Origin of the sequence: Micromonospora sp. NPDC005305 (genome assembly GCF_040607315.1) — a bacterium.
GTDB lineage: Bacteria > Actinomycetota > Actinomycetes > Mycobacteriales > Micromonosporaceae > Micromonospora.
Genome location: NZ_JBEXGL010000006.1, coordinates 78,346 through 104,077, shown reverse-complemented (window position 1 = coordinate 104,077; position 25,732 = coordinate 78,346). Strand labels below are relative to the sequence as shown.

At 75.2% G+C, this 25,732-nt stretch carries 26 protein-coding genes; 12 read left to right on the top strand and 14 right to left on the bottom strand.

Features of this window, described 5'->3' with window-relative positions:
• Window positions 1–76 precede the first annotated feature (76 nt).
• Window positions 77–589 (top strand): GNAT family N-acetyltransferase, encoded by a 513-nt coding sequence (locus ABZS80_RS12575; RefSeq protein ID WP_355055821.1) that lies wholly within the window; start codon window positions 77–79, stop codon window positions 587–589.
• Here the strand turns inward: ABZS80_RS12575 and ABZS80_RS12570 are convergent.
• A complete protein-coding gene (locus tag ABZS80_RS12570; protein ID WP_355055820.1) occupies window positions 564–986 on the bottom strand; it encodes an SRPBCC family protein in 423 nt (140 codons plus the stop codon). The two genes, ABZS80_RS12575 and ABZS80_RS12570, sit on opposite strands and share 26 nt — an antisense overlap.
• A 65-nt stretch (window positions 987–1,051) precedes the next feature.
• Complete coding sequence (locus ABZS80_RS12565; RefSeq protein WP_091311643.1) at window positions 1,052–1,264, bottom strand: hypothetical protein; 213 nt, start codon at window positions 1,262–1,264, stop codon at window positions 1,052–1,054.
• A gap of 135 nt (window positions 1,265–1,399) precedes the next feature.
• On the opposite strand from ABZS80_RS12565, the gene ABZS80_RS12560 reads away from it, so the two are divergent.
• Window positions 1,400–2,512, top strand: coding sequence for an ATP-dependent DNA ligase (locus tag ABZS80_RS12560; RefSeq protein WP_355055819.1), 1,113 nt, complete (start codon window positions 1,400–1,402; stop codon window positions 2,510–2,512).
• A 34-nt stretch (window positions 2,513–2,546) separates the two neighbouring features.
• On the top strand, window positions 2,547–4,133 hold the full coding sequence (locus ABZS80_RS12555) for an alpha/beta hydrolase (protein ID WP_355055818.1): 1,587 nt from the start codon (window positions 2,547–2,549) through the stop codon (window positions 4,131–4,133).
• Between the two features lie 15 nt (window positions 4,134–4,148).
• On the opposite strand, the gene ABZS80_RS12550 is transcribed toward ABZS80_RS12555, so the two are convergent.
• Complete coding sequence (locus ABZS80_RS12550) at window positions 4,149–5,426, bottom strand: YncE family protein (protein WP_355055817.1); 1,278 nt, start codon at window positions 5,424–5,426, stop codon at window positions 4,149–4,151.
• A 172-nt stretch (window positions 5,427–5,598) separates the two neighbouring features.
• On the opposite strand from ABZS80_RS12550, the gene ABZS80_RS12545 reads away from it, so the two are divergent.
• On the top strand, window positions 5,599–6,747 hold the full coding sequence (locus tag ABZS80_RS12545; RefSeq protein ID WP_355055816.1) for a helix-turn-helix domain-containing protein: 1,149 nt from the start codon (window positions 5,599–5,601) through the stop codon (window positions 6,745–6,747).
• 13 nt (window positions 6,748–6,760) lie between these two features.
• Here the strand turns inward: ABZS80_RS12545 and ABZS80_RS12540 are convergent, their stop codons facing one another.
• Window positions 6,761–7,252: a potassium channel family protein gene (locus ABZS80_RS12540; RefSeq protein WP_355055815.1), complete on the bottom strand. Its 492-nt coding sequence runs from the start codon at window positions 7,250–7,252 to the stop codon at window positions 6,761–6,763.
• A 73-nt stretch (window positions 7,253–7,325) separates the two neighbouring features.
• On the opposite strand from ABZS80_RS12540, the gene ABZS80_RS12535 reads away from it, so the two are divergent.
• The 3 genes from ABZS80_RS12535 (at window position 7,326) to ABZS80_RS12525 (ending at window position 8,854) form a co-directional block, all read left to right on the top strand.
• Complete coding sequence (locus ABZS80_RS12535) at window positions 7,326–7,778, top strand: GNAT family N-acetyltransferase (protein WP_151464158.1); 453 nt, start codon at window positions 7,326–7,328, stop codon at window positions 7,776–7,778.
• Between the two features lie 18 nt (window positions 7,779–7,796).
• A complete protein-coding gene (locus ABZS80_RS12530) occupies window positions 7,797–8,255 on the top strand; it encodes a hypothetical protein (protein ID WP_355055814.1) in 459 nt (152 codons plus the stop codon).
• A 77-nt stretch (window positions 8,256–8,332) separates the two neighbouring features.
• Window positions 8,333–8,854 (top strand): hypothetical protein, encoded by a 522-nt coding sequence (locus ABZS80_RS12525; protein WP_355055813.1) that lies wholly within the window; start codon window positions 8,333–8,335, stop codon window positions 8,852–8,854.
• Between the two features lie 77 nt (window positions 8,855–8,931).
• On the opposite strand, the gene ABZS80_RS12520 is transcribed toward ABZS80_RS12525, so the two are convergent.
• The 5 genes from ABZS80_RS12520 to ligD all read right to left on the bottom strand — a co-directional run bounded on the left by ABZS80_RS12520 (window position 8,932) and on the right by ligD (window position 17,733).
• Complete coding sequence (locus ABZS80_RS12520) at window positions 8,932–9,648, bottom strand: ABC transporter ATP-binding protein (RefSeq protein WP_355055812.1); 717 nt, start codon at window positions 9,646–9,648, stop codon at window positions 8,932–8,934.
• Entirely contained in the window at window positions 9,648–10,637 is a 990-nt protein-coding gene (locus ABZS80_RS12515) for an ABC transporter ATP-binding protein (RefSeq protein ID WP_151464154.1), read from the bottom strand. The genes ABZS80_RS12520 and ABZS80_RS12515 overlap by 1 nt, the downstream gene beginning before the upstream one ends.
• A gap of 1 nt (window position 10,638) precedes the next feature.
• Window positions 10,639–13,371, bottom strand: coding sequence for an FtsX-like permease family protein (locus ABZS80_RS12510; protein WP_355055811.1), 2,733 nt, complete (start codon window positions 13,369–13,371; stop codon window positions 10,639–10,641).
• The gene (locus ABZS80_RS12505; RefSeq protein ID WP_355055810.1) at window positions 13,368–16,559 is read right to left on the bottom strand and encodes an FtsX-like permease family protein; all 3,192 of its coding nucleotides are present in this window, start codon (window positions 16,557–16,559) and stop codon (window positions 13,368–13,370) included. Before ABZS80_RS12505 ends, ABZS80_RS12510 begins: the two co-directional genes overlap by 4 nt.
• Window positions 16,560–16,704: 145 nt before the next feature.
• Window positions 16,705–17,733, bottom strand: coding sequence for a non-homologous end-joining DNA ligase (gene ligD / locus ABZS80_RS12500; RefSeq protein ID WP_151464152.1), 1,029 nt, complete (start codon window positions 17,731–17,733; stop codon window positions 16,705–16,707).
• A gap of 47 nt (window positions 17,734–17,780) precedes the next feature.
• Between ligD and msrB the strand changes: the two genes are divergently transcribed.
• A complete protein-coding gene (gene msrB / locus ABZS80_RS12495) occupies window positions 17,781–18,188 on the top strand; it encodes a peptide-methionine (R)-S-oxide reductase MsrB (RefSeq protein ID WP_355055809.1) in 408 nt (135 codons plus the stop codon).
• 21 nt (window positions 18,189–18,209) lie between these two features.
• On the opposite strand, the gene ABZS80_RS12490 is transcribed toward msrB, so the two are convergent.
• Window positions 18,210–18,485, bottom strand: coding sequence for an isoamylase early set domain-containing protein (locus ABZS80_RS12490; RefSeq protein ID WP_355055808.1), 276 nt, complete (start codon window positions 18,483–18,485; stop codon window positions 18,210–18,212).
• Window positions 18,486–18,640: 155 nt separating this feature from the next.
• Here ABZS80_RS12490 and ABZS80_RS12485 point away from each other — a divergent pair, with 155 nt between their 5' ends.
• From ABZS80_RS12485 to ABZS80_RS12475, 3 genes are all read left to right on the top strand, one after another.
• Window positions 18,641–18,901 carry a Prokaryotic metallothionein gene (locus ABZS80_RS12485; RefSeq protein ID WP_091269340.1) on the top strand — a complete coding sequence of 87 codons (261 nt, stop codon included), beginning with the start codon at window positions 18,641–18,643 and terminating at the stop codon, window positions 18,899–18,901.
• A gap of 30 nt (window positions 18,902–18,931) precedes the next feature.
• Window positions 18,932–19,381, top strand: a complete 450-nt coding sequence (locus ABZS80_RS12480) for a GNAT family N-acetyltransferase (protein WP_151464150.1) — start codon at window positions 18,932–18,934, stop codon at window positions 19,379–19,381.
• A 129-nt stretch (window positions 19,382–19,510) separates the two neighbouring features.
• Complete coding sequence (locus ABZS80_RS12475; RefSeq protein ID WP_355055807.1) at window positions 19,511–20,620, top strand: lytic polysaccharide monooxygenase; 1,110 nt, start codon at window positions 19,511–19,513, stop codon at window positions 20,618–20,620.
• Between the two features lie 46 nt (window positions 20,621–20,666).
• On the opposite strand, the gene hemQ is transcribed toward ABZS80_RS12475, so the two are convergent.
• The 3 genes from hemQ to hemE are packed head-to-tail and all read right to left on the bottom strand — an operon-like array spanning window position 20,667 to window position 23,879.
• Window positions 20,667–21,368 carry a hydrogen peroxide-dependent heme synthase gene (gene hemQ / locus ABZS80_RS12470; RefSeq protein WP_355055806.1) on the bottom strand — a complete coding sequence of 234 codons (702 nt, stop codon included), beginning with the start codon at window positions 21,366–21,368 and terminating at the stop codon, window positions 20,667–20,669.
• Window positions 21,365–22,774 carry a protoporphyrinogen oxidase gene (hemG, locus tag ABZS80_RS12465; protein ID WP_355055805.1) on the bottom strand — a complete coding sequence of 470 codons (1,410 nt, stop codon included), beginning with the start codon at window positions 22,772–22,774 and terminating at the stop codon, window positions 21,365–21,367. Before hemG ends, hemQ begins: the two co-directional genes overlap by 4 nt.
• Before the next feature lie 13 nt (window positions 22,775–22,787).
• Window positions 22,788–23,879, bottom strand: coding sequence for a uroporphyrinogen decarboxylase (hemE, locus tag ABZS80_RS12460; protein WP_355055804.1), 1,092 nt, complete (start codon window positions 23,877–23,879; stop codon window positions 22,788–22,790).
• A 191-nt stretch (window positions 23,880–24,070) separates the two neighbouring features.
• On the opposite strand from hemE, the gene ABZS80_RS12455 reads away from it, so the two are divergent.
• A complete protein-coding gene (locus tag ABZS80_RS12455; RefSeq protein ID WP_355055803.1) occupies window positions 24,071–24,643 on the top strand; it encodes a DUF3000 domain-containing protein in 573 nt (190 codons plus the stop codon).
• A 124-nt stretch (window positions 24,644–24,767) separates the two neighbouring features.
• On the opposite strand, the gene ABZS80_RS12450 is transcribed toward ABZS80_RS12455, so the two are convergent.
• The gene (locus ABZS80_RS12450) at window positions 24,768–25,625 is read right to left on the bottom strand and encodes a hypothetical protein (RefSeq protein ID WP_355055802.1); all 858 of its coding nucleotides are present in this window, start codon (window positions 25,623–25,625) and stop codon (window positions 24,768–24,770) included.
• Window positions 25,626–25,732 lie beyond the last annotated feature (107 nt).

Genomic DNA, 25,732 nt, shown 5'->3' with positions numbered 1-25,732 from the left:
GGAAACCCCGCCAGCGTACGGCCGGGCGGGGTGGCCCGCCCGGCACCGGTCCGGCCGGCTGTGGTGGGCTTGCGGGGTGACCGAGCAGCTGACCGTCGCCCCGGCCGGTGTCGCGGACGCCGGCGAGATCCTCACCGTGCAGCGCGCCGCGTACCTGGTGGAGGCGCAGCGCTACCGGGACGTGTTCCTGCCCCCGCTGACCGAGACCCTGGACGAGGTCCGCGCCGCCCTGGCCGGCCCGACCGTGGTGCTGGCCGCCCGGCTGGGGCCCCGCCTCGTCGGTTCGGTACGCGCCCGCGTCGACGGCGACACCGCCCATGTGGGCCGGCTCGCGGTCGCCCCGGACCAGCAGGGGCGCGGCGTCGGTGGCCGGCTGCTGACCGCGGTGGAGGGCGCCTGCGCCGGCCGGGTGGCCCGGTTCGCCCTGTTCACCGGCGCGGAGAGCGCGGAGAACCTGGGCCTGTACGCGCGGCGCGGCTACCGGGTCGTGGCGCACCGGCCGGACGAGAACGGCAACCGCCTGGCGGTGCTGGAGAAGGTCGTCGCGGGTGAGCCGGGCGCGGTCAGGCCCGCTCGCAGCGGCGCCTGAGCCCGTCGGCCTCCTGCCGCAGGTAGCGGCGGATGGTCCGGCCGGCCAGCAGACCGACGAGCCCGGCCAGCGGGCCGGTCTGGGCCATCACCAGCTCGGCGCGGACCCGCCCCCCGGCCAGCGGGACGAGCCGGTGCTCGCCGCGGCTGCGCACGCCCGGGCTGTCGGACTCCCAGACGAAGAGGCGCGGCGGGTCGAACTCGGTGACCCGCCAGACCGCCGGGCGCAGCCGGGGCTGCGCCAGCCGGGCCGTCGCGCCGAGCGTGAGCGGGCCGGGCTCCAGCCGCCGGGCGGCGGTCACCGAGGGCGTCCACTCCGGCCAGCGCTCCACGTCGGTCTGCACCGCCCAGACCCGGTCGGCGTCGGCGGCGATCTCGACGGACTCGACGAACCGCATGCCGCTCCCCTCCCAGGCGTGGTCAGGGTCAGGCTACGCCGGGGATCGACGGCGGGTGATCCCGGTCAGGCCGCCTCGCGGAGGTCGGCCAGGCCGACCGGGGCGTACCGCCGGAGCAGCAGCTCCAGCTCGGCCACGGAGGCCACCTCGCCGACGACGTTCGCGCCGCCGCCGTGCTCCGCCGGGTAGCGGTGCACGAGCCGGTAGCGGTAGCGCCCGCGGATCAGTTCCACGCTGACCCGCCAGCGACCGCAGCATCCGCAGCTCCACTCCGGCACGCCGCGACCGTAGCGCTGACCTGCGGTTCCACCATCCGGTCGCGGGTGACGAACGGGCCCGGGACGGGACACGCCGCCGCGTGCCGCCGGTGATCTGCCTCACCACCGTCGGTGGGGTCTGATTGACTGGTCGCCGTGGACCTGCCGATCAATCCGCCGGTCGAGCCGATGCTGGCGAAGAGCGTGCCCCAACTGCCCACCGATCCCGGCCTGACCTACGAACCCAAGTGGGACGGCTTCCGCTGCATCATCTTCCGCGACGGCGACGAGGTCGAGCTGGCCAGCCGCGGCGGCAAGACGATGACCCGCTACTTCCCGGAGGTGGTGGAGCAGGCGCGCCGCCAGCTCCCGGAGCGCTGCGCGGTCGACGGCGAGCTGATCGTGATCCGCCGGGACGGCCCCGGCGGCCAGCCGCGGCTCGACTTCGAGCTGCTGGCCCAGCGGATCCACCCGGCCGCCTCCCGGGTGAAGCTGCTCGCCGAGACCACCCCGGCCGACTTCGTCGCCTTCGACCTGCTGGCCCTCGACGACGAGCTGCTGACCGACCGGCCCTACCCGGAGCGCCGGGGCCGCCTGGAGAAGGCGCTGGCCAAGGTCCGGCCGCCGGTGCACGTCACCCAGGTGACCACCGACCCGGAGACGGCCCGGCGCTGGTTCGACGTGTTCGAGGGGGCGGGGCTGGACGGGCTCATCGTCAAGCCGGCCGACCTGCCCTACGAGCCGGGCAAGCGGCTGATGTTCAAGGTCAAGCACGCGCGCACGGCCGACGCGGTGGTGGCCGGCTTCCGCTGGCACAAGTCCGGCCCGGTCGTCGGCTCGCTGCTGCTCGGCCTCTACGACGACGCCGGAGTGCTGCACCACATCGGGGTGAGCTCCTCGTTCAGCGCCGCGCGCCGCAAGGAGCTGCTGGAGGAGCTGGAGCCCTACCGGGAGGTCGGCGGCGACCACCCGTGGGTGCACGGCGACCACGAGCGGGGGCAGCGCATCCCGGGCGGGGTGAGCCGGTGGACCGGTGGCAAGAACCTGGAGTGGGAGCCGCTGCGCCCGGAGCTGGTGGTCGAGGTGGGCTACGACGCCATGGAGGGCGACCGGCTGCGGCACACCGCCCAGTTCGTCCGCTGGCGTCCCGACCGCGATCCCCGCTCCTGCACCTACGACCAGCTGGAGCGCCCGATCCGCTACGACGTCGACGAGGTGCTCCGGGGAGACCCGGCGGCGACCGTCGGCGACGGGCCCGGCCGGGCGTAGCCTGGCGGTCCACACGATCATGGAGGGCTCCCACGTGACCCGCTTCCCCGTCCGGCTCCGCCGCCGGCCCGCCCTGGCCGGGTTCCTCGCGGCGCTGGTGCTCACGGCCGGCTGCACGCTGCCGGCGTTCGCCCCGCGGGCCGAGAGCCAGGGCGAGGCGGCCGCACCGGGCACCGCGCCGACCTGGCGACCCTGCCCCGAGGTGCCGGACGAGCTGGTCGGGCGGGGCGCGGCGGGCATGCGCTACGACTGCGCCCGGATCGCCGTACCCCGCGACTGGGGCACCGGGGCGGCGACCGGCGCGACCGCCGGGCCGGGCGCCGGGGAGACCTTCGAGATCGCGCTGATCCGCATCCGGTCGGAGAAGCAGCGCGACCGGATCGGGTCGCTGGTGGTGAACCCGGGCGGGCCGGGCGCGTCCGGCGTGGACACGGCGGTCTACCTGTCCTTCGGGCCGGGGTTCGGCGGGCTGCCGGCCGCGGTGACCGACCGGTTCGACATCGTGGGCTTCGACCCGCGCGGGGTGGCCCGGTCCAGCCCGGTGAAGTGCATCTCCGACGCCGACCTGGACGCCAGCTTCGGCTACGACCCCGACCCGGAGAGCCAGGCGTCCTTCGACGGCTTCGTCGACCTCAACCGGCGGATCGGCCAGCGGTGCGGCGGGAAGTACGGCGCCCAGCTCCCGCTCTACGGCACCGAGCAGGCCGCGCGGGACATGGACGCGGTGCGCGCGGCCGTCGGCGACGACAAGCTGACCTACCTCGGCTACTCCTACGGCACCCTGCTCGGGGCGACCTACGCCCAGCTCTACCCGCAGCGGGTGCGGGCGCTGGTGCTCGACGGGGCGGTGGACCCGCGGCAGCAGCTCCTGGCCGGCTCGGAGAGCCAGGCGAAGGGCTTCGAGCGGGCGTTCGACAACTTCGCCCGCTGGTGCGCGGCGAACGCCGGCCGCTGCCCGGTCGCGCCCGACGCGCGGGCCGCGGTGACCACGGCCATCGACAAGGCCAGGGTCTCGCCGGTGCGCGGCCGGGACGGCCGGGAGGCCACCGCCGGCTGGGTGTTCTACGCGGTCATCTCCTCCCTCTACACCGAGCAGGGCTGGCAGGAGCTGGCCCGGGCGGTCGACGACTTGCAGGGCGGCGACCCGAGCGGCGTGTTCAAGCTGGCCGACGCGTACGCGGGGCGCGAGGACGACGGGCACTACTCCAACATGTTCGACGCGAACATGGCGGTGAACTGCGCCGACGAGACCGAGAAGCCGACCCGGGAGCGGATCCGGTCGGTCCAGTCGCAGTGGCGGCAGAAGTACCCGCTGTTCGGCCCGGCGCTGGCGGTCGGGATGCTCGGCTGCGTGGAGTGGCCCGGTGGGCGGGACCCGTATCCGACCGGCAAGGCGGCCGGCGCCCCGCCGATCCTGGTGGTCGGCACGACCGGCGACCCGGCCACACCTTACGAGCAGACCGCCGCGCTGGCCTCGATGCTGGGCGTCGGCCGGGTGCTCACCTGGGAGGGCGAGGGGCACACGGCCTACCCGCAGACCGCCTGCGTGACGGCGGCCGTCGACGCCTACCTGGTCTCGCTCACCGTCCCCCGGGAGGGGCTGCGCTGCCCCGCCCGGTGACGGCGCGCGGGCCGGTCAGCCGGCCGCCGGGGGCGTCCAGCCGAGCGGCAGGTGCCCGATGCGGACCCGCTGCGGGTGGTCGCCGACCGGCACGCTGGCCACCTTCTGCCCGGTGGCGAAGCTGATCGCGGTGACCCGGTCGGCTCCGGCCTCGGAGATGACGCAGTCCCGGCCGTCCCCGCTGACCGTGGCCCAGTACGGCTTGCTGGCCGGCACGAGGGTCCCCTCCCGCAGGGTGGCCCGGTCGACGAGGGTGGCGTAGTCGTCCATGGTGCCGGCGACGCAGAGCCGGGCGCCGTCCGGGCTGACCGACAGGCCGTGGTGCCGCGAGTCGTTCACCCAGGTGGTGCGGTCCTCGCTGGTGGCGGGGTTCTTCGGCAGGGTGGCGACCCGGGTGATGCGGTCGGTGGCGACGTCGTACTCGACCAGGCCGTTGAAGAACGAGACCTGGAAGTAGAGCCTGCTCCCGTCCGGGGTGAAGACGGCCGGGCGGACCGCGTCGGAGAGGTCCCGGCGGCCGGCGGCGTCCAGCCGCGACCGCATGTCGATGACCTTGACCACGCCGAAGGTGGTGGTGTCGGCGACGGTGATCCGCCGGTCCCCCTTGGTCCAGTCCAGCCAGGGGGCGTCCAGGTCGGTGTTGACCTCGCCGATGGACATGTTCCACAGCCGCCGGCCGCCGTCGGTGAAGATGTTCTCGTGCGGCTTGTCCCCGGTGGGAAACGAGCCGAGCTGCTGGCCGGTGCGGATGTCGAGCACGTGCACGGTGTTGCCGGTGGAGGCGGAGACGGCCACCCGGCTGCCGTCCGGTGACACGGCCATGTGGTCGGCGCGGTAGCCGGAGACCGCGAAGCGCCAGCGGATCTGCCCGGTGGCCAGGTCGACGGAGACCACGTCGGCGAAGCTGGGCCGGGACACCACCAGGGCGGTGCCGTCCGGGGTGGTGTACATGTCGTCGACGAGCTGGTCGTGTCCCTCGCCCGGGCCCTGCCGGATGCCGAGGAAGAACGCCAGCCGGATCGGGTTGAGGTAGATCTCGCGCAGCCGCTCGGTCCGGTCCGGGACCACGTTGATCCGGCCGAGCCGCGCGTAGTCGCCGCGGGACCGGATGACGTCGGCCGTCCCCTCCCAGTTGTTGCCGACGAACAGCACCTCCTGCAGGTCCACGGCGGCCGCTGCGGGGCGGGGGGCCGCCGCCACCGGGGCCGGCACGGCCAGGGCGAGGGCGGCCAGGGCGGCGAGGGCGGGGCGGCGGCCGCGCGGACGGGGCGGGCGGGACGGGTCGGGGGTCATGGACGCCTCCTGGTGGCCGGTTGCGGCATCGACATTCCTCTGTGCGCCGGGCGGTGTTACCTTGCGGTAACAATCAGGAGAGCAACCCGCCGGCCGCCCCCGATAGGGACCGGACGCCAACACCCGGCCGGCCCGGTTGTGCCGCGACGACAACGGGAGGCGGCGGACGCCGATGACCCGGACCGGAAGCGCACCCTCCTTCGGGGCGCTGCTGCGCGACCTGGCCGCGGACCCGGTCGCCGTCGAGGAGGTGGTCCGGGCCGCCCGCGCGCACTCGCCCGAGGTGGCCCGGCTCCCCACGGGGGAGGTCCACCGCCAGGTCGTCCTCCTGCTCACCAGCGGGCTCGGCGCGATGGAGCGGCGGGAGGACCCGGGTGAGCGCGATTTCACCGAGGCGCGCCGGCTGGGCGCCGACCGGGCGGCGCAGGGCGTCTCCGTGGCCGGGCTGCTGTGCGGCGTGCAGGCCGGCCGGGACCGGGCGGTGGAGCTGGTGGTCCGGCACGGGCGGGCGGCGGGGATCCTCGACGAGGTGTTGCTGGAGGGGCTGCTCACCATCGGCCGGTACGCGGCGGCCGTGGAACGCGCCGTGGTCGACGGTCACCGGGCGGCCGAGCGGGAGCTGGCCTCCACGGGCGCGCCGGCCCGCGCCCGGCTGCTGCGCCGGCTGCTGCTCGGCGGGCCGGCGGGCGTGCCGCCGGCGGAGCTGGCCCGGTTCGGGCTACGCGCCGACGGGCGTTACCACTGCCTCGTCGCCGAGCAGCCCGACCCGGTCCGGGCACACGCGCTGCACCGGCAGTTCTCCGGGTGCGGCGGCGTGCTCGGCACCGTCGAGGACCGGCTGGCCGGTCTCACCCCCCGGCTGCCGGCCGCCGGCCCGGTCGACCTGCTGCTGGTGGTCGCCCCGGTCCGGCCGCTGGACCGGACCCCGGCCATGTACGCGCTCTGCCTGGCCGCCCTGCGCACGGCGGCGCACCGGCGGCTGCACGGCCTGCACCTGGTGACGGACCTCGCCGTCCCGACCGCGCTGGCCGCCCAGCCGGCCCTCGCCGAGCTGCTCCGGGGCGCCCTGCTCGGCGGCCTCGACCCGGCCGACGAGTTCCACCGGGAGCTGGCCACGACCGCGCTGGCCTGGCTGGACCACGGCCAGCGGCTGGACCAGACCGCCGCCGCGCTGCACGTCCACCCGAACACCGTGCGCTACCGGCTGCGCCGGCTGCGGGAGCTCACCGGCGGGCCGCCGGTCGAGGAGGGCGCGCGGTGCCCGGTGCCGGACACCGTCCGCTGGTGGTGGGCGCTGCGTACCTGGCTCGACCGGCCCTGACCTCCGGCCGTGGTCACCGGGTCCGGCGGCGCCGGCGCCGCCGTTCCCAGGGCGGGGCCGGGTTGACCGGCTCGGGTCGCTCCAGCTCGGGCACCTCGATGCCCTGCCGGGCGGCCATCTCCTCCACGAGGGCCCGCAGCCGCCGCACGTCGGCCTTCAGCTCCTCCTGCTCGGCGTGCTCGAAGGCGTCGTCGTCCACGATCAGCCGGCTGGCGAAGTGTGCGGTGATCAGCGGGATGACCAGCAGCACCATGGTGGAGATGAGCAGCGCGGCAAGGAAGCGCCCGGCGAGCGAGGTCGGGGAGATGTCGCCGTAGCCGACCGTGGAGGCGGTCACCACGGCCCACCAGATCGAGTCGGCCGCGTTCTTGTGCTCGGCCTGGCTGTAGAGCACGCCGGCCACCATGATCATGAGCAGGTACGAGGTGATCAGCGTGCGCGGCGAGTTGGCGAACCAGACCAGACCCCGGTAGATCCACCGGAACGGCAACAGCAGGGCGTCCATGGCGCACATGCTGCCCGGTGCCGGCAACCGAGGCGACCGCATCGTCGGGCGTGACTGTGCGAGGCTGCCCGGCATGACCGACGTGATCTTCCGGGAGGCCGTCCGGGCCGATCTGCCCGCCGTCATCGCCCTGCTCGCCGACGACGTGCTGGGCAAGGCCCGTGACTTCACCGAGGTGGACGAGGCGTACGAGCGGGCGTTCGCCGCCATCGACGCCGACCCGCGCAATCACCTGGTCGTCGCGGAGACCGGCGGCGAACTGGTCGGCTGCATGCAGATCACCTACATCCCGGGGCTGGGCCGGCACGGCGCCGAGCGGTCCCTCATCGAGTCGGTCCGGGTCCGCTCCGACCTGCGCGGCCGGGGGCTGGGCCGGGACATGATGGTGTGGGCCATCGACCGGGCCCGGGAGCGGGGCTGCGCGCTGGTGCAGCTCACCACCGACAAGAGCCGTGCCGACGCCCACCGCTTCTACCGCCACCTCGGCTTCGTGGCCAGCCACGAGGGCATGAAGCTGGCCCTCTGACGGGGTAGCTTGGCGGCGATGGCCGCATCCGGTGCTCCCCGGTCCCGCCGACGGCGGGTCGGCGCCGCCCTGCTCGGCGCCGGCCTCCTCGCGGTCCTCACCGCGGGGGCGCTGCCCGCCTGGCGCACCGTCTACCCGGACCGGGTCGCGCTGGACCCCGGCTCGCAGCTGCTGTGGCTCGCGCTGCCGTGGGCACTGGTGTGCGGGCTGGTCGCCGTGGTCGCACTGGTCCGGGTCGACCCGTCCCGCTCGCTGTGGCGCGATGTCAGTCGCGGGCTGCTGATCTCGACCGTGCTCGTCGGCGGCGCCCTCACCGCCGCGTGGTGGTACCTCTCCGCCACCGACCCGTACCGGCTCGAGGACGACATGATGTCGACCCGCCCCGCCGCCGGAACGCTGCTGGTCCTCCTCGGCTGCCTGCTCATCCCGCTGGCGGGAGCGCTGCCGGACGATCCCTCCCCCGGCCGGGGGAGCTGACTCCCCGGTCGCGGGGAGTTCCGTCGCCGGACCGGCCGGCAGGCTGAAGGGGCAGTTTCCACCACCGGGGAGGCCCCATGACCAGCGACACCGCGTCCCGCACCGCCCACCTCCGCGACGCCCGTCGCGCGCCGGGCTGGGCGGTCCGCGCCGCCCACCTGATCCCGCTGCTCGTCCTGCCCTCCGGGCTGTGGCGGATCGCCCTGGTCGCCGGCCTGCCGATCGGCACCCCGGTCGACCCGGGCCCCGGCGAGAGCGTCTACATCGTCTCGCTGAGCCTGGTCTCCGAGGGGCTGGCCTTGCTGGCGCTCGGCCTGGTCCGCCCGTGGGGCGAGGTGTTCCCGGGGTGGCTGCCGCTGGTCGGCGGCCGGCGGGTGCCGCCGCCGTTCGCGGTCACCGTCGCCACCACCGGCGCCGTCGCGCTCACCCTCATCTGGGGGTACGCCGCCTGGGGCCTCCCCGCCAACGGCAACGACCTCAACTTCACCCCGGCCGGCTTCGCCCTCCTGCTGGCCTGCTACGCCCCCCTGCTCCTGTGGGGCCCCCTCCTCCTGGCGCTGGCCTGGTCCTACCACCGCCGCCACTCCCCCACGCGGTGATCATGAAGTTGTCGCCAGCCGGCGCGGCGTGTCGCGACAACAACTTCATGATCACCGGAGCGGGGGGGCCTGGCGGGTCAGTCCGGGAGGAGGCGGCCGTCGCGGAGGGTCAGGGTGCGGTCGGCCATGTCGATCAGGGCCGGGTCGTGGGTGGCGACCAGGGCGGTCATGCCGCGGGCGTGCACCACGGCGCGGAGCAGGTCCATGATGGACCGGCCGGTCTCCGAGTCGAGCTGGCCCGTCGGCTCGTCGGCGATGAGCAGGTCCGGCTCGTTGGCCAGCGCCCGGGCCACCGCCACCCGCTGCTGCTGGCCACCGGACAGCTCGTACGGGCGCTGCGCGGCGTGCCCGCCCAGACCGACCAGCTCCAGCAGCACGGCCACCCGCTGCTCCCGCTCGGCGGCCGGCACCTTCGCCAGCCGCAGCGGCACCCCGACGTTCTCCGCCGCCGACAGGATCGGCACCAGGCCGAAGGTCTGGAAGATGAACCCGACGGTGCCCCGGCGCAGCTCCAGCAGCTCCCGCTCGCTCGCGCTCGTGACCTCGTGCCCGGCCACGCGCACCCGCCCGCTGTCCGGCCGGTCCAGCCCGCCGACCAGGTTCAGCAGGGTGGTCTTGCCGGCACCCGAGCGGCCCTGGACCGCGACGAGCTCACCCCGGCCGGCCACGAAGGAGACGTCCCGCACGGCGTGGACCGCGTGCTCGCCCCGCCCGAAGGTGCGGCTCACCCCCTCGACCCGGACCACCTCGTCGACGGCGACGCGGGCCGGCGCCACGGTCAGCTGCTCGGTCATCACTCACTCTCCTCGGCGTGCGCCCGGTCGCCCGGCCGCACCTCGACGTGGTCGGGTTCCAGGTTGAGCCGGACCCGGTCGCGCAGGGACAGGCTGTCCACGAAGGACGCCGGCAGCTGCATGCGGCCGGTCCGGTCGAGCACCGCGTACTCCTCGCTGACCAGTTCGGTGCTGCCGTCGGCGGCGACGCGGGCGGTGCGGCGTACCTCGGAGGAGGTCCGCCCGTCGCGGATGGCGACCGTGCGGCGGACCTGGCCGGCCACGGCCTGGTCGTGGGTGACCACCACGATGGTGACGCCCAGCTCCGCGTTGATGGTGCGCAGCGCGGCGAAGACCTCGGCCCCCGTGGCCTCGTCCAGCTCACCGGTCGGCTCGTCGGCGAAGAGCACCTCCGGGTCGTTGGCCACCGCCACGGCCACCGCGCAGCGCTGCTGCTCGCCGCCGCTGAGCTGGCCCGGCCGGCGGTCCGCGCAGTAGCCGACCCCGACCATGTCGAGCAGCTCGCGGGCCCGTTCCCGCCGCGCCCGCCGGGAGCGGCCACCGGCCAGCTTCATCGGCAGCTCGACGTTCTCCAGCGCGGTCAGGTACGGCAGCAGGTTCCGGCCGGTCTGCTGCCAGACGAAGCCGACCATCTGGCGGCGGTAGGCGAGCCGGCGCCGGTTCGACAGGGCGAGCAGGTCGTACTCGGCGACCCGGGCGATGCCGGCGGTCGGGGTGTCCAGCCCGGAGAGGATGTTCAGCAGGGTGGACTTGCCGGACCCGGAGGCGCCGACGATCGCCACCAGCTCACCCCGGTCGATGACCAGGTCGAGGCCCTGGAGGGCGACGACCTCCACCCCTTCGGTCTTGAAGATGCGGACCAGCCCGTCGCAGACGATGTGCCCGCGCAGCCGGTCCCGGCCGCCGGCCCGTTCGGCGGCACGCTCCGCGGCACGCTGCTGAAGGGCGGCCAGATCGGGTACGGCGGACGCCTCGGCGATCGCGGTCATCTCAGCTCTCCTCTCCGAGCCGGAGCACCTCGCCGAGGCGCATCCGACGGTTGTTCAGGGCCTCGACGGCGACGGCGAAGCCGAGGGCCAGCACGGCGAGGCCCAGCACCCCGGCCACCAGACCGGGTTCGAAACGTGCCCGCACGGCCACCCCGCCGGTGAACGCGGGCAGGCCGAGCACCGGGGTGAGCAGCACCGGCAGCAGCGCGCCGACCACCGCGCCGGTGAGCACCGACACCAGCACCAGCGGGGTCAGCTCCACCAGCAGCAGGCCCCGCCACTGGCGGCGGGACAGCCCCATGGTGCGCAGCCGGGACAGCACCTGTCCCCGGCTGCGCGCCTCGGCGAGCACCGCGAACGCGAGCGCGAGCAGGCCCAGCGCGGCCCCGCCGATCGCGCCAATGGTGAAGCCGAAGACCAGCAGCCCGTTCACCCCGCTGCCGCCGAGCTCGGCGCGGACCGCCGACCGGACGGTCACCGTGGGCTGGCGGGGTCGCTCCCCGCCGGTCACCGTCCCGGTGCGCTGGTAGCGCTGCTGCCCCTCGCCGACCACCCGGGCCACCGCGGCCGGGTCGACCCGGTCCCCGGCGAGCAGGAAGCCGGTGGGGACGAGCGGGTGCAGGGCGTCCGCCGGCAGCGCCGGCCAGGGCAACACCACGAACCGGGTCACGCCCCGGTCGACCAGCGGGAACTCGTCGACGGTCGCGGCGGTGCGCACGGGGAACCGGTTGCCCTGCACGTCCAGCCAGGCGGGGCGCCGGCCGGCCGGGTCGGCCAGCCCGGCGTCGGTGAACTCGTCGGCGAGCGCCGGGGAGACGAGCGCCGGCAGCGGGGCGGTGCCGGCGCCGGTGCCGCGCAGCGGGTCGGGGACGGTCACCGGGACGCCCGCGCGGCGGGCCACCTCGGCGAACCGGGCGCCGTCGACCAGCACCACCCGGGTGTCCCCGACGCCGCCGAACCGGCCGGCCTGGTCGGCGTACGGGCGCTGGCCCGGCTCGACCAGCAGCGGGGTGACCGCCCGGACGCCGGGCAGCGCGGCCAGCGCCTCGGTCGTGTCCGGGGCGAACCGCTCCCCGCTGACCAGGACGTCCCCGGGGACGGCCCGGACGGCGGCCAGGTCCCGGCCGTTCTCGATGCCGGCCGCGACCACCCCGCAGAAGGCGGCGGTGGCGACGGCGAGGACGACCACGACGAGGGGGCCGGTGGTGGCGGCCCGGCCGGCACGGGCGGTGCCGAGGAACGCGACGCTGCCCCGGGCCCGGGCGGCGGCCCGGCTGAGCAGCCGCAACGGCCACGGGTACGCGCGCAGCGCGACCAGCGCCGCGGCCACCGCCAGCAACACCGGCACGGAGACCAGCAGCGGATCCACCGCCCCGCCGAGGACCAGTCCCCGGCGACGCAGCAGGAACGCCCCGAGCACGGCCACCCCGAGCACGGTCACCTCGACGGTGAGCCGGACGGCCGCGGAGCGGGCGCCGATCAGGTCGGCCCGGCCGGCGCCACCCCGTGCCGCGGTGAGCGCGGCGACCGGTGGGACCAGGGTGATCAGCACTGCGGCGAGCAGCACCCAGCGCAGCTCCGTGCCCTCCCCGGGCAGCAGGCCGCCGAGCAGCCAGCCGCCGCCCGCTGCGGCTGGCAGCACCAGCAGCGACTCGGCGAATCCGCGGCGCAGCACCGCGCCGGTCGAGCCGCCCCGAGCGCGCAGCAGCACGTACTCGGACCGGCGCCGGCGCGCCGCCAGCCGGGCGGCGAGCAGGGTCAGGCCGGCCAGGGTGGCGAGCAGCCCGGCGGCGATGACGGCGAGCAGCGTACGGGCGGCGGCGAGCGACTCGGCGAACCGCCGCAACGGAATGTCGACCCCCTGCCTGAAGCGGAGCCCGGACGGCTTGGGGCTTCGGTCGAGGCGGCTCAGCCCGTCGATCAGCGCATCGAGCTCGGCCGGAGTGACCCGGTCCGGAGAGATCCGGTAGCGCCAGCCGAAGCTGACCGGCCAGCCGGCCTGGGCCAACGCGGTTAGGCCGCCGTCGGCGGTCACCCCGACCAGCAGGAACGGTTTTCCGTCCCCCTCTGGCTCACCGAGCCGCAGCAGCGAGGGGAGGGCGTCCCAGATCCCGTCGCCGGGATCGGCCGGTCGGAACAGGCCGACCAGGATAATCTTTCTGCTCTTCGTCGGCTTCCCGTTGATGTCCAGGATGGAGAGCGTGAGCCGGTTACCGGCACGCAGTCCGAGCCGGCCGGCGAGCGTGTCGGCGAGGGCCATCTCGACCGAGCCGTCGGAAGCGGTGCCCGCGTCGGGCCACCGGCCCTCGACCAGGGTCGCCGCGTCCCGGATTCCGCTCACCGTCCGCAGGCTGAGATCGATCAGCCCCTTGTCGGAGGTCAACTCCGGCCCGGTCAGTCGGGTGAACGAGGTCTGCGCGGCGAACCAACGCTCGCCGACCGCCTGCCGCACGACGGGTGGCATCCGCTCCTGGAAGCTGTCCAGCTCAGCCGCGCGGCCGGCGAGGACCTCCCGGCCCCCCGAGCGGATCTGCACCGTCCCCATCGTGTAGGTCAGATCCCGGCGCGCCACCGGCTGGGCCGCCACGTACTCCCGCAGCCCCTGCCCGGTGAGCCGGTCGGCGACCCGTGGCACCCCCGTGATCAGCAGGGCGGTGACCAGGGTCAGCACCGCGAGAAGGAGGAAGTGGCCTCCGTACGCCCGCACCCGCCGGGCCGCCCCGAACAGACTCATCGTTCTCCCCCGATCCGCAGCTGCACGGCGGCCACCCGCTGACGGATGCCGGTGGTGATGGCGGCGCCGGCGGCCAACGCGGCCAGCAGCAGGCCGCACGCGGTGATTCCGACCGGCCCCCACGGCACGGAGAAGACCGGGTCGGGCACGGGTCGCCCGGCGTCCGGGGTAAGGATCACCAGGGGCGCCATGGTGGCGCCGACCCCGGCGCCGACCAGCAGTCCCACCGTCACGCCGATGCCTGCCAGGAAGAACTGCTCGGCGAGCAGCGCCCGGGCGAGCAGCCGGGGCGCAGCGCCCAGGGTGTGCAGCACGGCGAACTCCCCGAGTCGGTGCCGGGCGGTGGCCCACACGTCCACCGCCAGGCCGACGAGGGCGAGCAGCACGCAGCCCAACGCGGCGGCGAGCAGCCCGGTCCGGGCGCCCTGCCAGTACGGGTCCCGAGCCGCGGCCTCGACTGCGGCCCGCCGGTCGAGGACCTCCACCCCGGGCAGTGCCGCGATCTCGTCGGCGGCCGTGGTGTGGGCCGTGGTGTCCGTACTCAGCCACCACTCGGGGATCGGTCGGACCGCGCCCTCCTGGCGGATCAGCCAGTCCATCGCGGCGGGCAGGTCGAGCAGCACCCCACCGCCGGTGCCGGCGGTGCCGGGCACCGCCTTGAGCTCGCCGACCACTCGGGCCGGCAGGGACACCCCGAAGAGCGAGAGCGGGACGATGTCCCCCACCTTCACCCGGAGCGCGTCCCGTACTGCCGGTGTGATCAGGGCGGGCACGGGCCGGCTCTCCCCGCCGGGCACGACGGCGAACCGGGAGGAGAACTGGTCCGCGAACCGTCCACCCTCCTGCACGACGGACGGGTGAACGACGTTGACGCCGGAGGCGGTCACGTCCGACGTCTCCACCGGACCGTCGTGGATGGCGTCCACCATCGACCAGGCACCGATCAGCTTCAGCGGCTGCGGAGCGCCCGCGGAGCCAGTCACCCGCAGCCCGTCGATCCGCAGCCGGTAGCCGGTGCCCGCGACATCGCCACCGTCGGCCTCGAAACCGGCGAGCCGAAGCGGGTCGCCGTTGGTGTCGGGCAGGTCCAGGGTGAAGGGCACGGCCCGGCCGTCGCTGCCGGCGGTGGCCAGCGGCAGCCGCCAGGCCAGCCCTCCGGCCGTGGTGACGAGCACGGAGACCTCGATCTGGTGCGGTCGCAGCGCCCCTTCGACGGGGGTACGCACGGTGCCGGCGAGTTGCCGGGCCTCGCTCGGCAATGCGACACCGGCCGGTGCGGCACGCCCGCCGACCATCCGGTCGAGCAGCTTGCCGGGCGGTTCGTCGGCCAGCCGGTCGGCGAGCCGGACCACGCCGCGAGCGGCGGCGGCGTCCAGCGCCACCGCGGTGGTCGGCAAGTCCATTCGACCGACCCGCATCTCGTCCCGCCAGACCGGCAGCACCCGGTCGGTGCCCGGCACCGAGGCGAGCCGCGACCTCCGGTCCGCCGGTGCCGCACCCTGGCGCTCGATCACCCGCAGGTCGGCCCCGACGCGGTGCGCGGCCTGATCGGCCTGCGACCGCTCCCAGGTGGTGACCAGCGACCATGCCAGGGTGCTACCGCCAACGGCGAGAGCGAGCAGCAGCACCGGTCCGGCGTGCGGGCGGCGGCCCGCCTGCCACATGCCGAACATCGTCGCCGTCCACGGCCTCCGGTCGACGAAGCGCTCGGCGAACCGGGTCGCCGGTGGCAGCAGCCGCAGCGCGACGACCGCCCCGGCCAGCACGCCGAGGGTCGGCGCGGCGGCCAGCAGCGGATCGATGCCGAGCCGCCCGCCGGCCCCGGCGAGGGGCGAGGAGTACTGCCGCAGCTGGGCCCAGGCGAGCACGGCCAGCGCGACCAGGGCCAGGTCGGCGCTGGCCCGCTGCACGGCCGCGCCCCGGGTGGGGCGGGACCGGGCCGCCATGTCGGCGACGTAGGTGCCGGCCTGCCGCAGCGCGGGCATCACCATGGCGAGCAGGCAGCCGGTCGCGGCGGCGACCGCGACCGCCCAGACCTGGCCGAGCGCGCCGTCGGCCAGCCGCAGGTCGGCACCGAACCACCGCACCGCCTCCCCGGTCAGCGGCGGGGCGAGCAGGGCGGCCGGGGCCACCACCAGGGCCGCCTCCCGTACGGCGAGGCCGGCGAGCTGGCCGCGGGCGGCGCCACGGGCGCGCAGCAGCGCGGTCTGCCCGCGACGGTCCTCGTTCAGCAGCGCGGCGACCAGCACCAGCGCGTACCCGCCGAGCACCACGATCAGCAGCAGCGGGGTGAGCAGGGCGGACCGGCCCACCAGGTCCGCCCGGCCGAGCCGGTCGACCAGCCGGTCCAGGTGGCTCACGGTCTGCGTGGAGGAGCCGAGGCCGGTCGCGTCGGGGATCTTCTCGACGACGGTGGCGAGGGCCGCCGTGACCCCGGTCAGCCGGCTCGGCTCGACGACGGCGAGGTCGGGGGCGACCAGCCAGGAGCCCGAGGTCGAACCCGGAAAGGTGCGCGCGAAGTCCGCCGGGTCCAGCGCGAACGGCCCGTACGAGTCGCTCGTCGCGTCGCCCTGGCTGTCGCCCACGCCCGGGGCGAGACGCCAGTACGCGTCGGCCGGATCGCGGGGCCGCCAGGTGCCGGCCAGCACCACGGCCCCGGCCCGCTCGGCGCTGCGGTCGTAGAGCGGCACCCGCTCACCGACCCGCAGGCCGAGCTGGCCGGCGATCTTCTCGGGGAGGGTGACCTGCAACGGCGACGCGCCGGGCGCCGGCCACGACCCGCCGGTCAGCTCGGCGTGTGCCGGCAGGTCGGCCAGCGTGGCGAGACTGGCGAACATCGGGTCGTCGTCGGTGCGGGCCGGCCCGAGATCCCCGGTCAGCTCCCGCCCGGTGCCGTAGCGGGCCGCGGCCACGGAGACCGGGACACCGCCGAGCCCGTCGGCGAACTGGGCGCGGACCGCCCGGTCCCGGTCGGCGTACGCGGCGGCGTCCTGCCCGCCGGAGCCGCTGACCAGCAGGCTGCGCTCCTCGGCCGGGGCGGCGTCCAGCACCGCCCGGGCGCCGGCGTCGACCGCCCGGCGGTTGTAGTCGGAGAGCCCGGTGACCAACGCCACCGCGACAAGGGCCGCGACAGCGGCGGCGAGCAGCAGTCCACGAGCCTCGACTGCCCGCCTCCACACCAGCTTCATCCGACGTGTCCTCCCCTGGCCCCGGCGGGCCGACGACCAGGTAGACCCGTCGGGGGGCAGGAAAGGTTCGCGCACGTTACGTGATCGTTATCCGTCGGCGCCGACCGGCGCACGCGCCAGGCCGAGGCGGAGGCTTGCCGACGGGTCAGGCGCGCGGCCGGTCGCGGTCCTTGGAGGGCTGCACCCGCTTCGGCTCGCCGGGCATCTTCGGGTATTCCGGCGGGTAGGGCATGTCGCCCTGACCGGCGGCGGCGTCCCGCTCGGCCCACTCCAGCAGCGGGGTGATGTCCCACGGGGCGTCGTCGATGCCGGCGTGCGGGTCGCCCCGCTCGGCGAAGCGGGCCGGCACGGTGCCCAGGTGGAAGTCGTCCGGGTCGACGTCGGGCAGCTCCGCCCAGTCGACCGGGGTGGAGACGGTGGCGCGCCCGTTGGCCCGCAGCGAGTACGCGCAGGCGATGGTGCGGTCGCGGGCCATCTGGTTGAAGTCCACGAAGACCCGGCTGCCGCGCTCCTCCTTCCACCAGGCGGTGGTGACCAGCTCGGGGCGGCGCCGTTCCAGCTCGCGGGCCAGCGCGATGGTGGCCCGGCGCACCTCGACGAACGTCCAGCGCGGCTCGATGCGCAGGTAGACGTGCACGCCCCGGCCGCCGGAGGTCTTCGGCCAGCCGGTCACGCCCAGCTCGTCGAGCAGCCCGCGCAGCTCACCGGCGGCGGTGACGGCGTGGGTGAAGTCGGTGCCGGGCTGCGGGTCCAGGTCGATGCGCAGCTCGTCGGGGCGGTCTACGTCGGCGGCACGGACCGGCCACGGGTGGAACACCACGGTGCCCATCTGCGCGGCCCAGGCCACGTGGGCCAGGTCGGCCGGGCACAGCTCGGCCGCCTTCCGGCCGCTGGGGAAGCTGATCTCCGCGGTCGCCACCCACGGAGGTACGCCCCGGGCCGGCACCCGCTTCTGGAAGAACGCCTCCCCCTCGATGCCCTCCGGGAAGCGCTGCAGGGTGGTGGGCCGGTCGCGCAGGGCCCGCATGATCCCCTCGCCGACCGACAGGTAGTAGTGGAAGACGTCCGCCTTGGTGAAACCGCGCTGCGGGAAGATCACCCGGTCGGGGCTGCTCAGCCGGACGGTATGCCCGGCGACCTCGATCTCCTCGACTGCGGCCTTGCTGCCAGCCATTGGGCGACACTATGCGATGCCACCGACAGCCGACGTACCGTTGAGCGGTGAGTCTTTCCGACAATGAACTGCCCCGCACCGAGGACGAGTGGCGGGTCCGGCTAAGCCCGGAGGAGTTCCGGGTGCTCCGCGAGGCCGGGACCGAACGGCCGTGGACCGGCGAGTACGTCGACACCAAGACCCCCGGCGTCTACCACTGCCGGGCCTGCGGGGCCGAGCTGTTCCGCAGCGACGACAAGTTCGACTCGCACTGCGGCTGGCCGAGCTTCGACGACGCCATCCCCGGGGCGGTCAAGGAGATCCCCGACAACACCCTCGGCATGCGGCGGGTCGAGATCCGCTGCGCCCGTTGCGACAGTCACCTGGGGCACGTCTTCGAGGGTGAGGGCTTCACCCCGAAGGACACCCGGCACTGCGTGAACTCGATCTCGGTCCGGCTGGAGCCGAAGGGCTGACGGCGCGCGGCCGCCGGCCGGTCAGAGCAGCAGGCGGCTGCCCTGCTCGTCGACCGCGTCGGCGGCCTCGTCGTCCAGCCACACGCCGCCGGTGGCCAGGTAGCGGAACCGGTGCTCGCCCGGGCCGAGCCGCACCGTCACGGTGCGGGTGCCGTCGCGGCGGGCGACCAGCTCGTGCCGGCCGGGCTGCCAGTCGTTGAAGCAGCCGACGACGCTGACCGTGCCGGGCGGGGTGTCCCGGGGCAGGCAGAAGGTGACCCGGGTCTGGCTGCCGAAGAGTTTGTTGCGCTTGATCACGGATCCTCCGGGGTTCGAGGGCGGTCACCAGGCCTAACGCGCGACACGCCGGGGGCGACTCGCCGTCGAGCCGCATCAGGTTCGCCCGTTTCGGTTGCCGGGACGTGTCCGCTCGCCGACCCTGGGATGACGGGTCCGTTTTCGGGGGGTTTCGTATGGCTACCTGTGAGGTCTGCGGCAACGACTACTGGATGGCGTTCGAGGTGCGCACGGTCAACGGGGCCACGCACACCTTCGACTCCTTCGAGTGCGCCATCCAGAAGATGGCGCCGATCTGCGAGCACTGCCAGACGAAGATCGTCGGCCACGGCGTCGAGGTCTCCGGCCGCTTCTTCTGCTGCGCACACTGCGCCCGCGCGGTCGAGGGCTCGCAGGGCGCCGAGGTGCGCGACGCGGTCGGCGCCCGCCCCGCCTGAGCACTCCCGGGGCGGGCCTACCATCGCCGAATGCCTACCGAGTCCCACCTGGCCGGCTTCGCCGAGCTGGACGCGCGCACCTTCCACGACCTGCTGCGGCTGCGCATCGACGTGTTCGTGGTGGAGCAGTCCTGCCCGTACCCGGAGCTGGACGGCCGGGACGTCGAACCCGGCACCCGGCACCTCTGGCTGACCCGGGACGGCGACGTGGTGGCGTACCTGCGGATCCTGGCCGACCCGGGCGGGGTGGCGCGGATCGGGCGGGTGGTGGTGGCGCCGGCGGCCCGCGGCGCGGGCCTGGCCGGCGCGCTCATGACCGAGGCCCTGGCCGCGGTGGGCGACGGCCCGTGCGTGCTGGACGCGCAGACCCACCTGGTCGGCTTCTACGCCGGCCACGGCTTCGCGGTCAGCGGCCCCGGCTACGTCGAGGACGGCATCCCGCACACCCCGATGCGGCGGGAGGGCCGCGCCGCCGCGTGAGGAGACATTGACGGATACCGCTTTCCTGTGGCAGCGTGCCAGGCGGAGCCGCCACACGAGCCGCGGGAGGGGGCAACTCCCGCACCGTCCGGGCGTCGTGCACCGACATCCCCACCCCGGAGGCTCACCATGTCCACTCCGCACCGCCGCCGCGTCCCGATCGTGGCGGCGATCCTGAGCGTCTGCGCGGTCGTCGCGGCGCTGCTCACCACCGCCCTGTCCGGCCCGGCCTCGGCGCACGGGTCGGTGGTCGACCCGGCGTCCCGCAACTACGGCTGCTGGCAGCGCTGGGGCAGCGACTTCCAGAACCCCGCCATGGCCACGCAGGACCCGATGTGCTGGCAGGCCTGGCAGGCCGACCCGAACGCCATGTGGAACTGGAACGGCCTGTTCCGGGAGGGCGTCGCCGGCAACCACCAGGCGGCCATCCCGGACGGCCAGCTCTGCAGCGGCGGGCGCACCTCCAGCGGGCGCTACAACGCCCTCGACACGGTCGGCGCCTGGAAGACCTCGCCGGTGACCACCAACTTCCGGATCAAGCTGTACGACCAGGCCAGCCACGGCGCCGACTACATCCGGGTGTACGTGACGAAGCAGGGCTACAACGCGCTGACCGCGCCGCTGCGCTGGAGCGACCTGGAGCTGGTCGGCCAGATCGGCAACACCCCGGCCAGCCAGTGGACGCCGGAGAGCCAGGGCGTGTCGATCCAGGTCCCGGCGAACGCGCCGGGCCGGTCCGGCCGGCACGTGGTCTACACCATCTGGCAGGCCAGCCACCTGGACCAGTCCTACTACCTGTGCAGTGACGTGGACTTCGGCGGCGGCTCGACCACCCCGCCGACCACGCCGCCGCCGACCACCACCCCGCCGACGACCCCGCCCCCGACCACGACCCCGCCGACGACCACTCCGCCGACGACGCCGAACCCGGCCGGGGCCTGCACGGCGACCTACCGGATCACCGGGCAGTGGGGCGGCGGCTTCCAGGCCGAGGTGCAGGTGACCAACGGCGGGTCGCCGATCCGGGGCTGGTCGGTGAGCTGGAACTACGCCAACGGCCAGCAGGTCAGCTCGGCGTGGAACGCCACGGTCAGCACCAACGGGACGCTGGTCACGGCGCGCAACGTCGCCTACAACGGCGCCCTCGCCGCCGGGGCGAGCACCTCGTTCGGCTTCGTCGGCTCGTCGAGCGGAAGCAACCCGGTGCCCGGGATCCTCTCCTGCACGACGGTCGCCTGACCGCCGCCGGCCGGGGTCGCGCCGGCGGCCCCGGCCTCGGCGCCGGTCAGACCAGGCAGGTCACGAAGTCGGCGATCGAGCGGCGGCGGCCCGTGTAGAAGGGGACCTCCTCGCGCACGTGCCGGCGGGCGTCGGAGGCCCGCAGGTCGCGCATCAGGTCGACGATCCGGTGCAGCTCGTCGGCCTCGAAGGCGAGCATCCACTCGTAGTCGCCGAGGGCGAACGAGGCGACCGTGTTGGCCCGCACGTCCGGGTAGCCCCGGGCCATCTTGCCGTGCTCGGCGAGCATCTCGCGCCGCTCCGCGTCGGGCAGCAGGTACCACTCGTACGACCGGACGAACGGGTAGACGCACAGGTAGGCGCGCGGCTCCTCGTTGGCCAGGAACGCCGGGATGTGGCTCTTGTTGAACTCGGCCGGCCGGTGCAGCGCCATCTGCGACCAGACGGGGGTCAGCGCACGGCCCAGCGTGGTGCGCCGGAACCGCAGGTAGGCGTCCTGGAGCGCGTCGCTGGACGACGAGTGCCACCAGATCATCAGATCCGCGTCGGCGCGCAGGCCCGCCACGTCGTACGTGCCGCGGACGGTGACGTCCTTGCCGGCCAGCTCCTCGAAGAGCGACTCGACCTCGGCGACGACGTTCTCGCGCAGCGACGGGAGGGGGCTGGTGGCCCGGTAGACCGACCACATGGTGTAGCGGATGGTGTCGTTGAGCTCCCGCAGCCGGGCCGCGTTGGTCTGCTCCGTCATGCTGCCGATCCTCCCAGTGCAGTGATGATCTCTTCGGCCGCCGTCTCGCCGGAGCGGACGCAGACCGGGATGCCGACGCCGTCGTAGCCGGCACCGGCCAGGGCCAGCGTCGGGTGGGCGGCACGCAGGGCCGCCCGGGCCGCCGCGACCCGGCCGAGGTGGCCGGGCGTGTACTGCGGCAGGGCCCCGCCCCACCGTTGCACGTGCTGGGCCACCGGGGCCGGCAGCGGCGTGCCGAGCACCTTCGACAGCTCCCGATGCACGGTGGCGACCAGGTCGTCGTCGGTGAGCTGGAGCGAGGCCTCCTCGCCGTACCGGCCCACCGAGGCGCGCACCAGGGCGAGCCCGTCGGGCCGCCGCAGGTGCCCCCACTTCGTCGTGAAGAAGGTGGACGCCTTGATGAGCAGCCCCTCGGTGGCCGGCACCAGGAAGCCGGACAGCTCCGGCAGCTCCGGCTCGGGCAGGGCCATGGTGACCAGCGCGACGCTGGCGTAGTCCAGCCCGCCGACGGTCGCCGCCACCTCGGCGGCCGGGCCGGCGAGCAGCCGGGCGGCCGGGCGGGCCGGCACGGCGAGCAGCACGGCGTCGGCCTCCAGGAACTCCGGATCGCGGGTGGGGCCGACGGTGAGGCGCCAGCCGGTCGGGGTGCGGTGCAGCTCGCGGACCGCGGCGTCCCGGCGGATGGTCGCGCCGCTCTCCCGCGCCGCCGCGTCGACCAGCGTGCTCAGCCCGCCGGCCAGGGTGCCGAAGACCGGGGCGCCGGGGGCGCGGGGCGCGGCGGCCTGCGCGGCGCGGACCGCACCGACGAGGGTGTGCTCGACCCGGGCCGCCCGGGCCAGGGCCGGCATGGTGGTCACCAGCGAGAGGTCGTCGGCGCGGCCGGCGTAGACGCCGCCGAGCATCGGGTCGACCAGCCGGTCCACCACCTCGTCGCCCAGCCGGTCACGGACCAGCGCGCCGACCGACACGTCGGCGTCCGGCGGGAGCAGCGGCGCGCCGCCGTCCCGGTCGGCCGCCGCGGCCGGCTGCGCCACGGCCGCCACCCGGTCCAGATCCCCGGGTACGCCCACCAGGGTGCCGCCCGGGACGGGGCGCAGCCCGCCGTCGACCAGCAGGGCCGCCTGCCCGACGCTCGGGTGCACGATCGCGTCGGCCAGCCCCAGCCGGCGGACCAGGGTCACCACGGCCGACTCCCCGCCGGCCGGGTCGCGCATCAGGAACGACTCGGCGCCGAACTCGACCGGCCCGCCGGCCAGCTCACCGGTGCGCAGCTTGCCGCCGAGGCGGCCGGACTGCTCGTACACGGTGATCTCGGTGCCGGCGGGGGCGCGGTCGCGCAAGCGGACGGCGGCGGCCAGCCCGGTGATCCCGCCACCGACGATCGCCGCCCGCCACGGTCGCGCCATGGTCGTCCCTCCCCTACGCGGCCGGCCGCGCGGACAGCTCGTGCACCAGCGCCACCACCCGGGTCAGCGCCTCGGGGTCGGTCTCCGGCAGCACGCCGTGTCCCAGGTTGAACACGTGACCGGGGGCGGCCCGCCCCTCGTCGAGGATGCGGCGCACCTCGGCCTCCACGACCGGCCAGGGGGCGAGCAGCACGGCCGGGTCGAGGTTGCCCTGCACCGCCCGGTCCGGGCCGATGCGGCGGGTCGCGACGTCCAGCGGCGTGCGCCAGTCCACGCCGACCACGTCGGCGCCGGCCTCGCCCATCGCGCCGAGCAGCTCCGCGGTGCCCACCCCGAAGTGGATGCGGGGCACGCCCGCGTCCGCCAGGCCGGCGAGCACGTACGCCGAGTGCGGCAGCACGTAGCGGCGGTAGTCCGCCTCGGAGAGCGCCCCGGCCCAGGAGTCGAAGAGCTGCACGGCCGAGACCCCGGCGTCGACCTGCACCCGCAGGAACGCCAGCGTCACCTCGGCGAGCCGGGTGCAGAGCGCGTGCCACAGGTCCGGGTCGCCGTACATCAGCGCCTTGGTCTTGGCGTGGGTCCGCGACGGCCCGCCCTCGACCAGGTAGCTGGCCAGGGTGAACGGCGCGCCCGCGAAGCCGATCAGCGGGGTGTCGCCCAGATCGGCGACGAGCAGGCGCACGGCCTCGTCCACGTAGGACACCTCGTCGCGGCCGATCGGGTTGATCCGCTCGACGTCGGCGGCCGTGCGGACCGGTTCGGCCACCACCGGGCCGGTGCCGGGCACGATGTCCAGGTCGACCCCGGCGGCGGCCACCGGCACCACGATGTCGCTGAACAGGATGGCCGCGTCGACGCCGTGCCGGCGGACCGGCTGGAGGGTGATCTCCCGGACCAGCTCGGGGCGGCGGCACGAGTCCAGCATCGGCACGTTGGCCCGGATGTCGCGGTACTCCGGCAGTGACCGGCCGGCCTGGCGCATGAACCAGACCGGGGTGTGCGGGCCCGGCTCGCGCCGGCAGGCGCGCACGAAGGGCGAGTCGGCCGGCCCGCCGCGGCGGGGTTCTCCGTCTCGGGCGGCAGTGCCCGTGGTGTCGGTGGTCATCGCGGCAATCGTGCCACGCGCCCGGACGCCCCCCGCCGCCACCGCCACCTTTTGTGACGTGAAAGGAAGGGCCCCTTGTTAACGCCTGCGGTAGAGAAGGGTCCCCTTCTCACGCGATCCGGCGACATGATCGGCATGATCGCCCGGCGTGCCGTCACACCGGGCGGAGCGGGGCGGCATAGGCTGCCGTCATGGCCCCCCCGATCGCGCTCCCGGAAACCTTCGCCCGCGCGGTCGCGGGGCTGCGATCGGTGACCTGCCGCCCCGAGATCGTGCTGGAGGAGGTCGGCGCACCGCAGCGCCTGGCCCCCTACGCCTTCGCGCTCTCCGCCGGCGTGCTCCGCGAGGACGACGAGGTGGCCACCGGGCGGCTCATCCTCCTGCACGATCCGGCCGGGCACGAGGCGTGGCAGGGCACCCTGCGGCTGGTCACCTACGTGACCGCCGAGCTGGAGGTGGACCTGGCCAGCGACCCGCTGCTGCCCGGGGTGGGCTGGACCTGGCTGACCGACGCCCTCGACGCGCAGGAGGCCCGCTACCGGGCCATCGGCGGCACGGTCACCCAGACGCTCTCCACCCGCTTCGGCGAGCTGGCCGGGCCGCCCGCCGCGGGCGACATCGAGATCCGCGCCTCCTGGACGCCGCTCAGCACCGACCTGGCCCCGCACCTGCTCGGCTGGTGCACCCTGCTGGCCTCGACCGCCGGCCTCCCCCCACCCGGCGTCACGGCGCTCCACACCCGCCGCCCCGCCGGCGCCGCCTGACCCCGCACCCTCTGCGATCGTGGCGAGTTGCCGTCCGCGGTGAACGACAACTTGCCAAGATCCGCCTGTCCGGACACGGCGAGGGCCGCCCCGAGTGGTCGGAGCGGCCCGTGGTGACGCCGGGTCAGAGGTAGTTCTCGGCCTCGTCGCAGACCTTGTCCAGCCCCTTGTTGGCGGCGTCGAAGGCCGCCTTGTCGTCCCGGGACGCCGCCGCGATGGCCGCGGTCAGCTTGTCCAGGCAGCTCCCGATGACCTTCTTCTGGCGGGCCTGCTCGTCCCGGTCGTTCTTGGTGCCCGTCAGGTCCTGCTCGGTGTCGGCGAGCTTGTCACGGACCGTCTGGAGGTCACCCTTCAGCTTGTCGATCTCCTGCCGGTTCGCGGTGATCGTGCCGTCCCGCTGGCTGACCTGCTGCTCGGCCTTGTGCAGCTTGCCGTTGGTGGTGACGTAGAGGCCGGTCATCACGCCGCCGAGGACCAGGAGCAGCCCGGCGACGAGGCCCAGGATCAGGGCGGCCCGCCCCTTCCCGCCACCGGCCGCGGGCGCCCCGTAGGGCGGCACCGGGCCGGGCGGAGCCGACATGGGGTAGCCCGGCGGGGCCGACATCGGCTGCGGGTAGCCGGGTACCGGGCCGGCGCCGGAGGTCGGCGGGGCCGACATGGGCTGCGGGTAGCCGGACCCAGCGCCGGAGATCGGCGGAGCCGACATCGGCTGCGGGTAGCCGGACGCCGCGCCGGAGATCGGCGGGGCCGACATGGGCTGGGGGTAGCTCGGCGCGGGGCTCGCGGGGGCCGGCGGCGGGACCGGCCCGGCGCCCGGCGTGTACTGCCCGGGAATTGGGGCGGTGGGCTGCGGCAGGGTGGGGTCGGGCTGAGCCGCCCCGTGCTGCGGGGGCTCGGGCTGGGCCTCGTACGGGCTGCCGTAGACGGTGCCCCCCGGCGGCTGGGGCGGGTAGCCGCCCGCTCCGGTCGGTGGCTGGGACATGCTTCTTCCTCCAGGTTGGCTGGTCCCCCGCGGGGTGGCCCGTAGGGCCGGGGTCTGCGGTCGGCGGGGTCGGGGCCCACGCCTCGACGGTGCGGTACGCGGTCAAG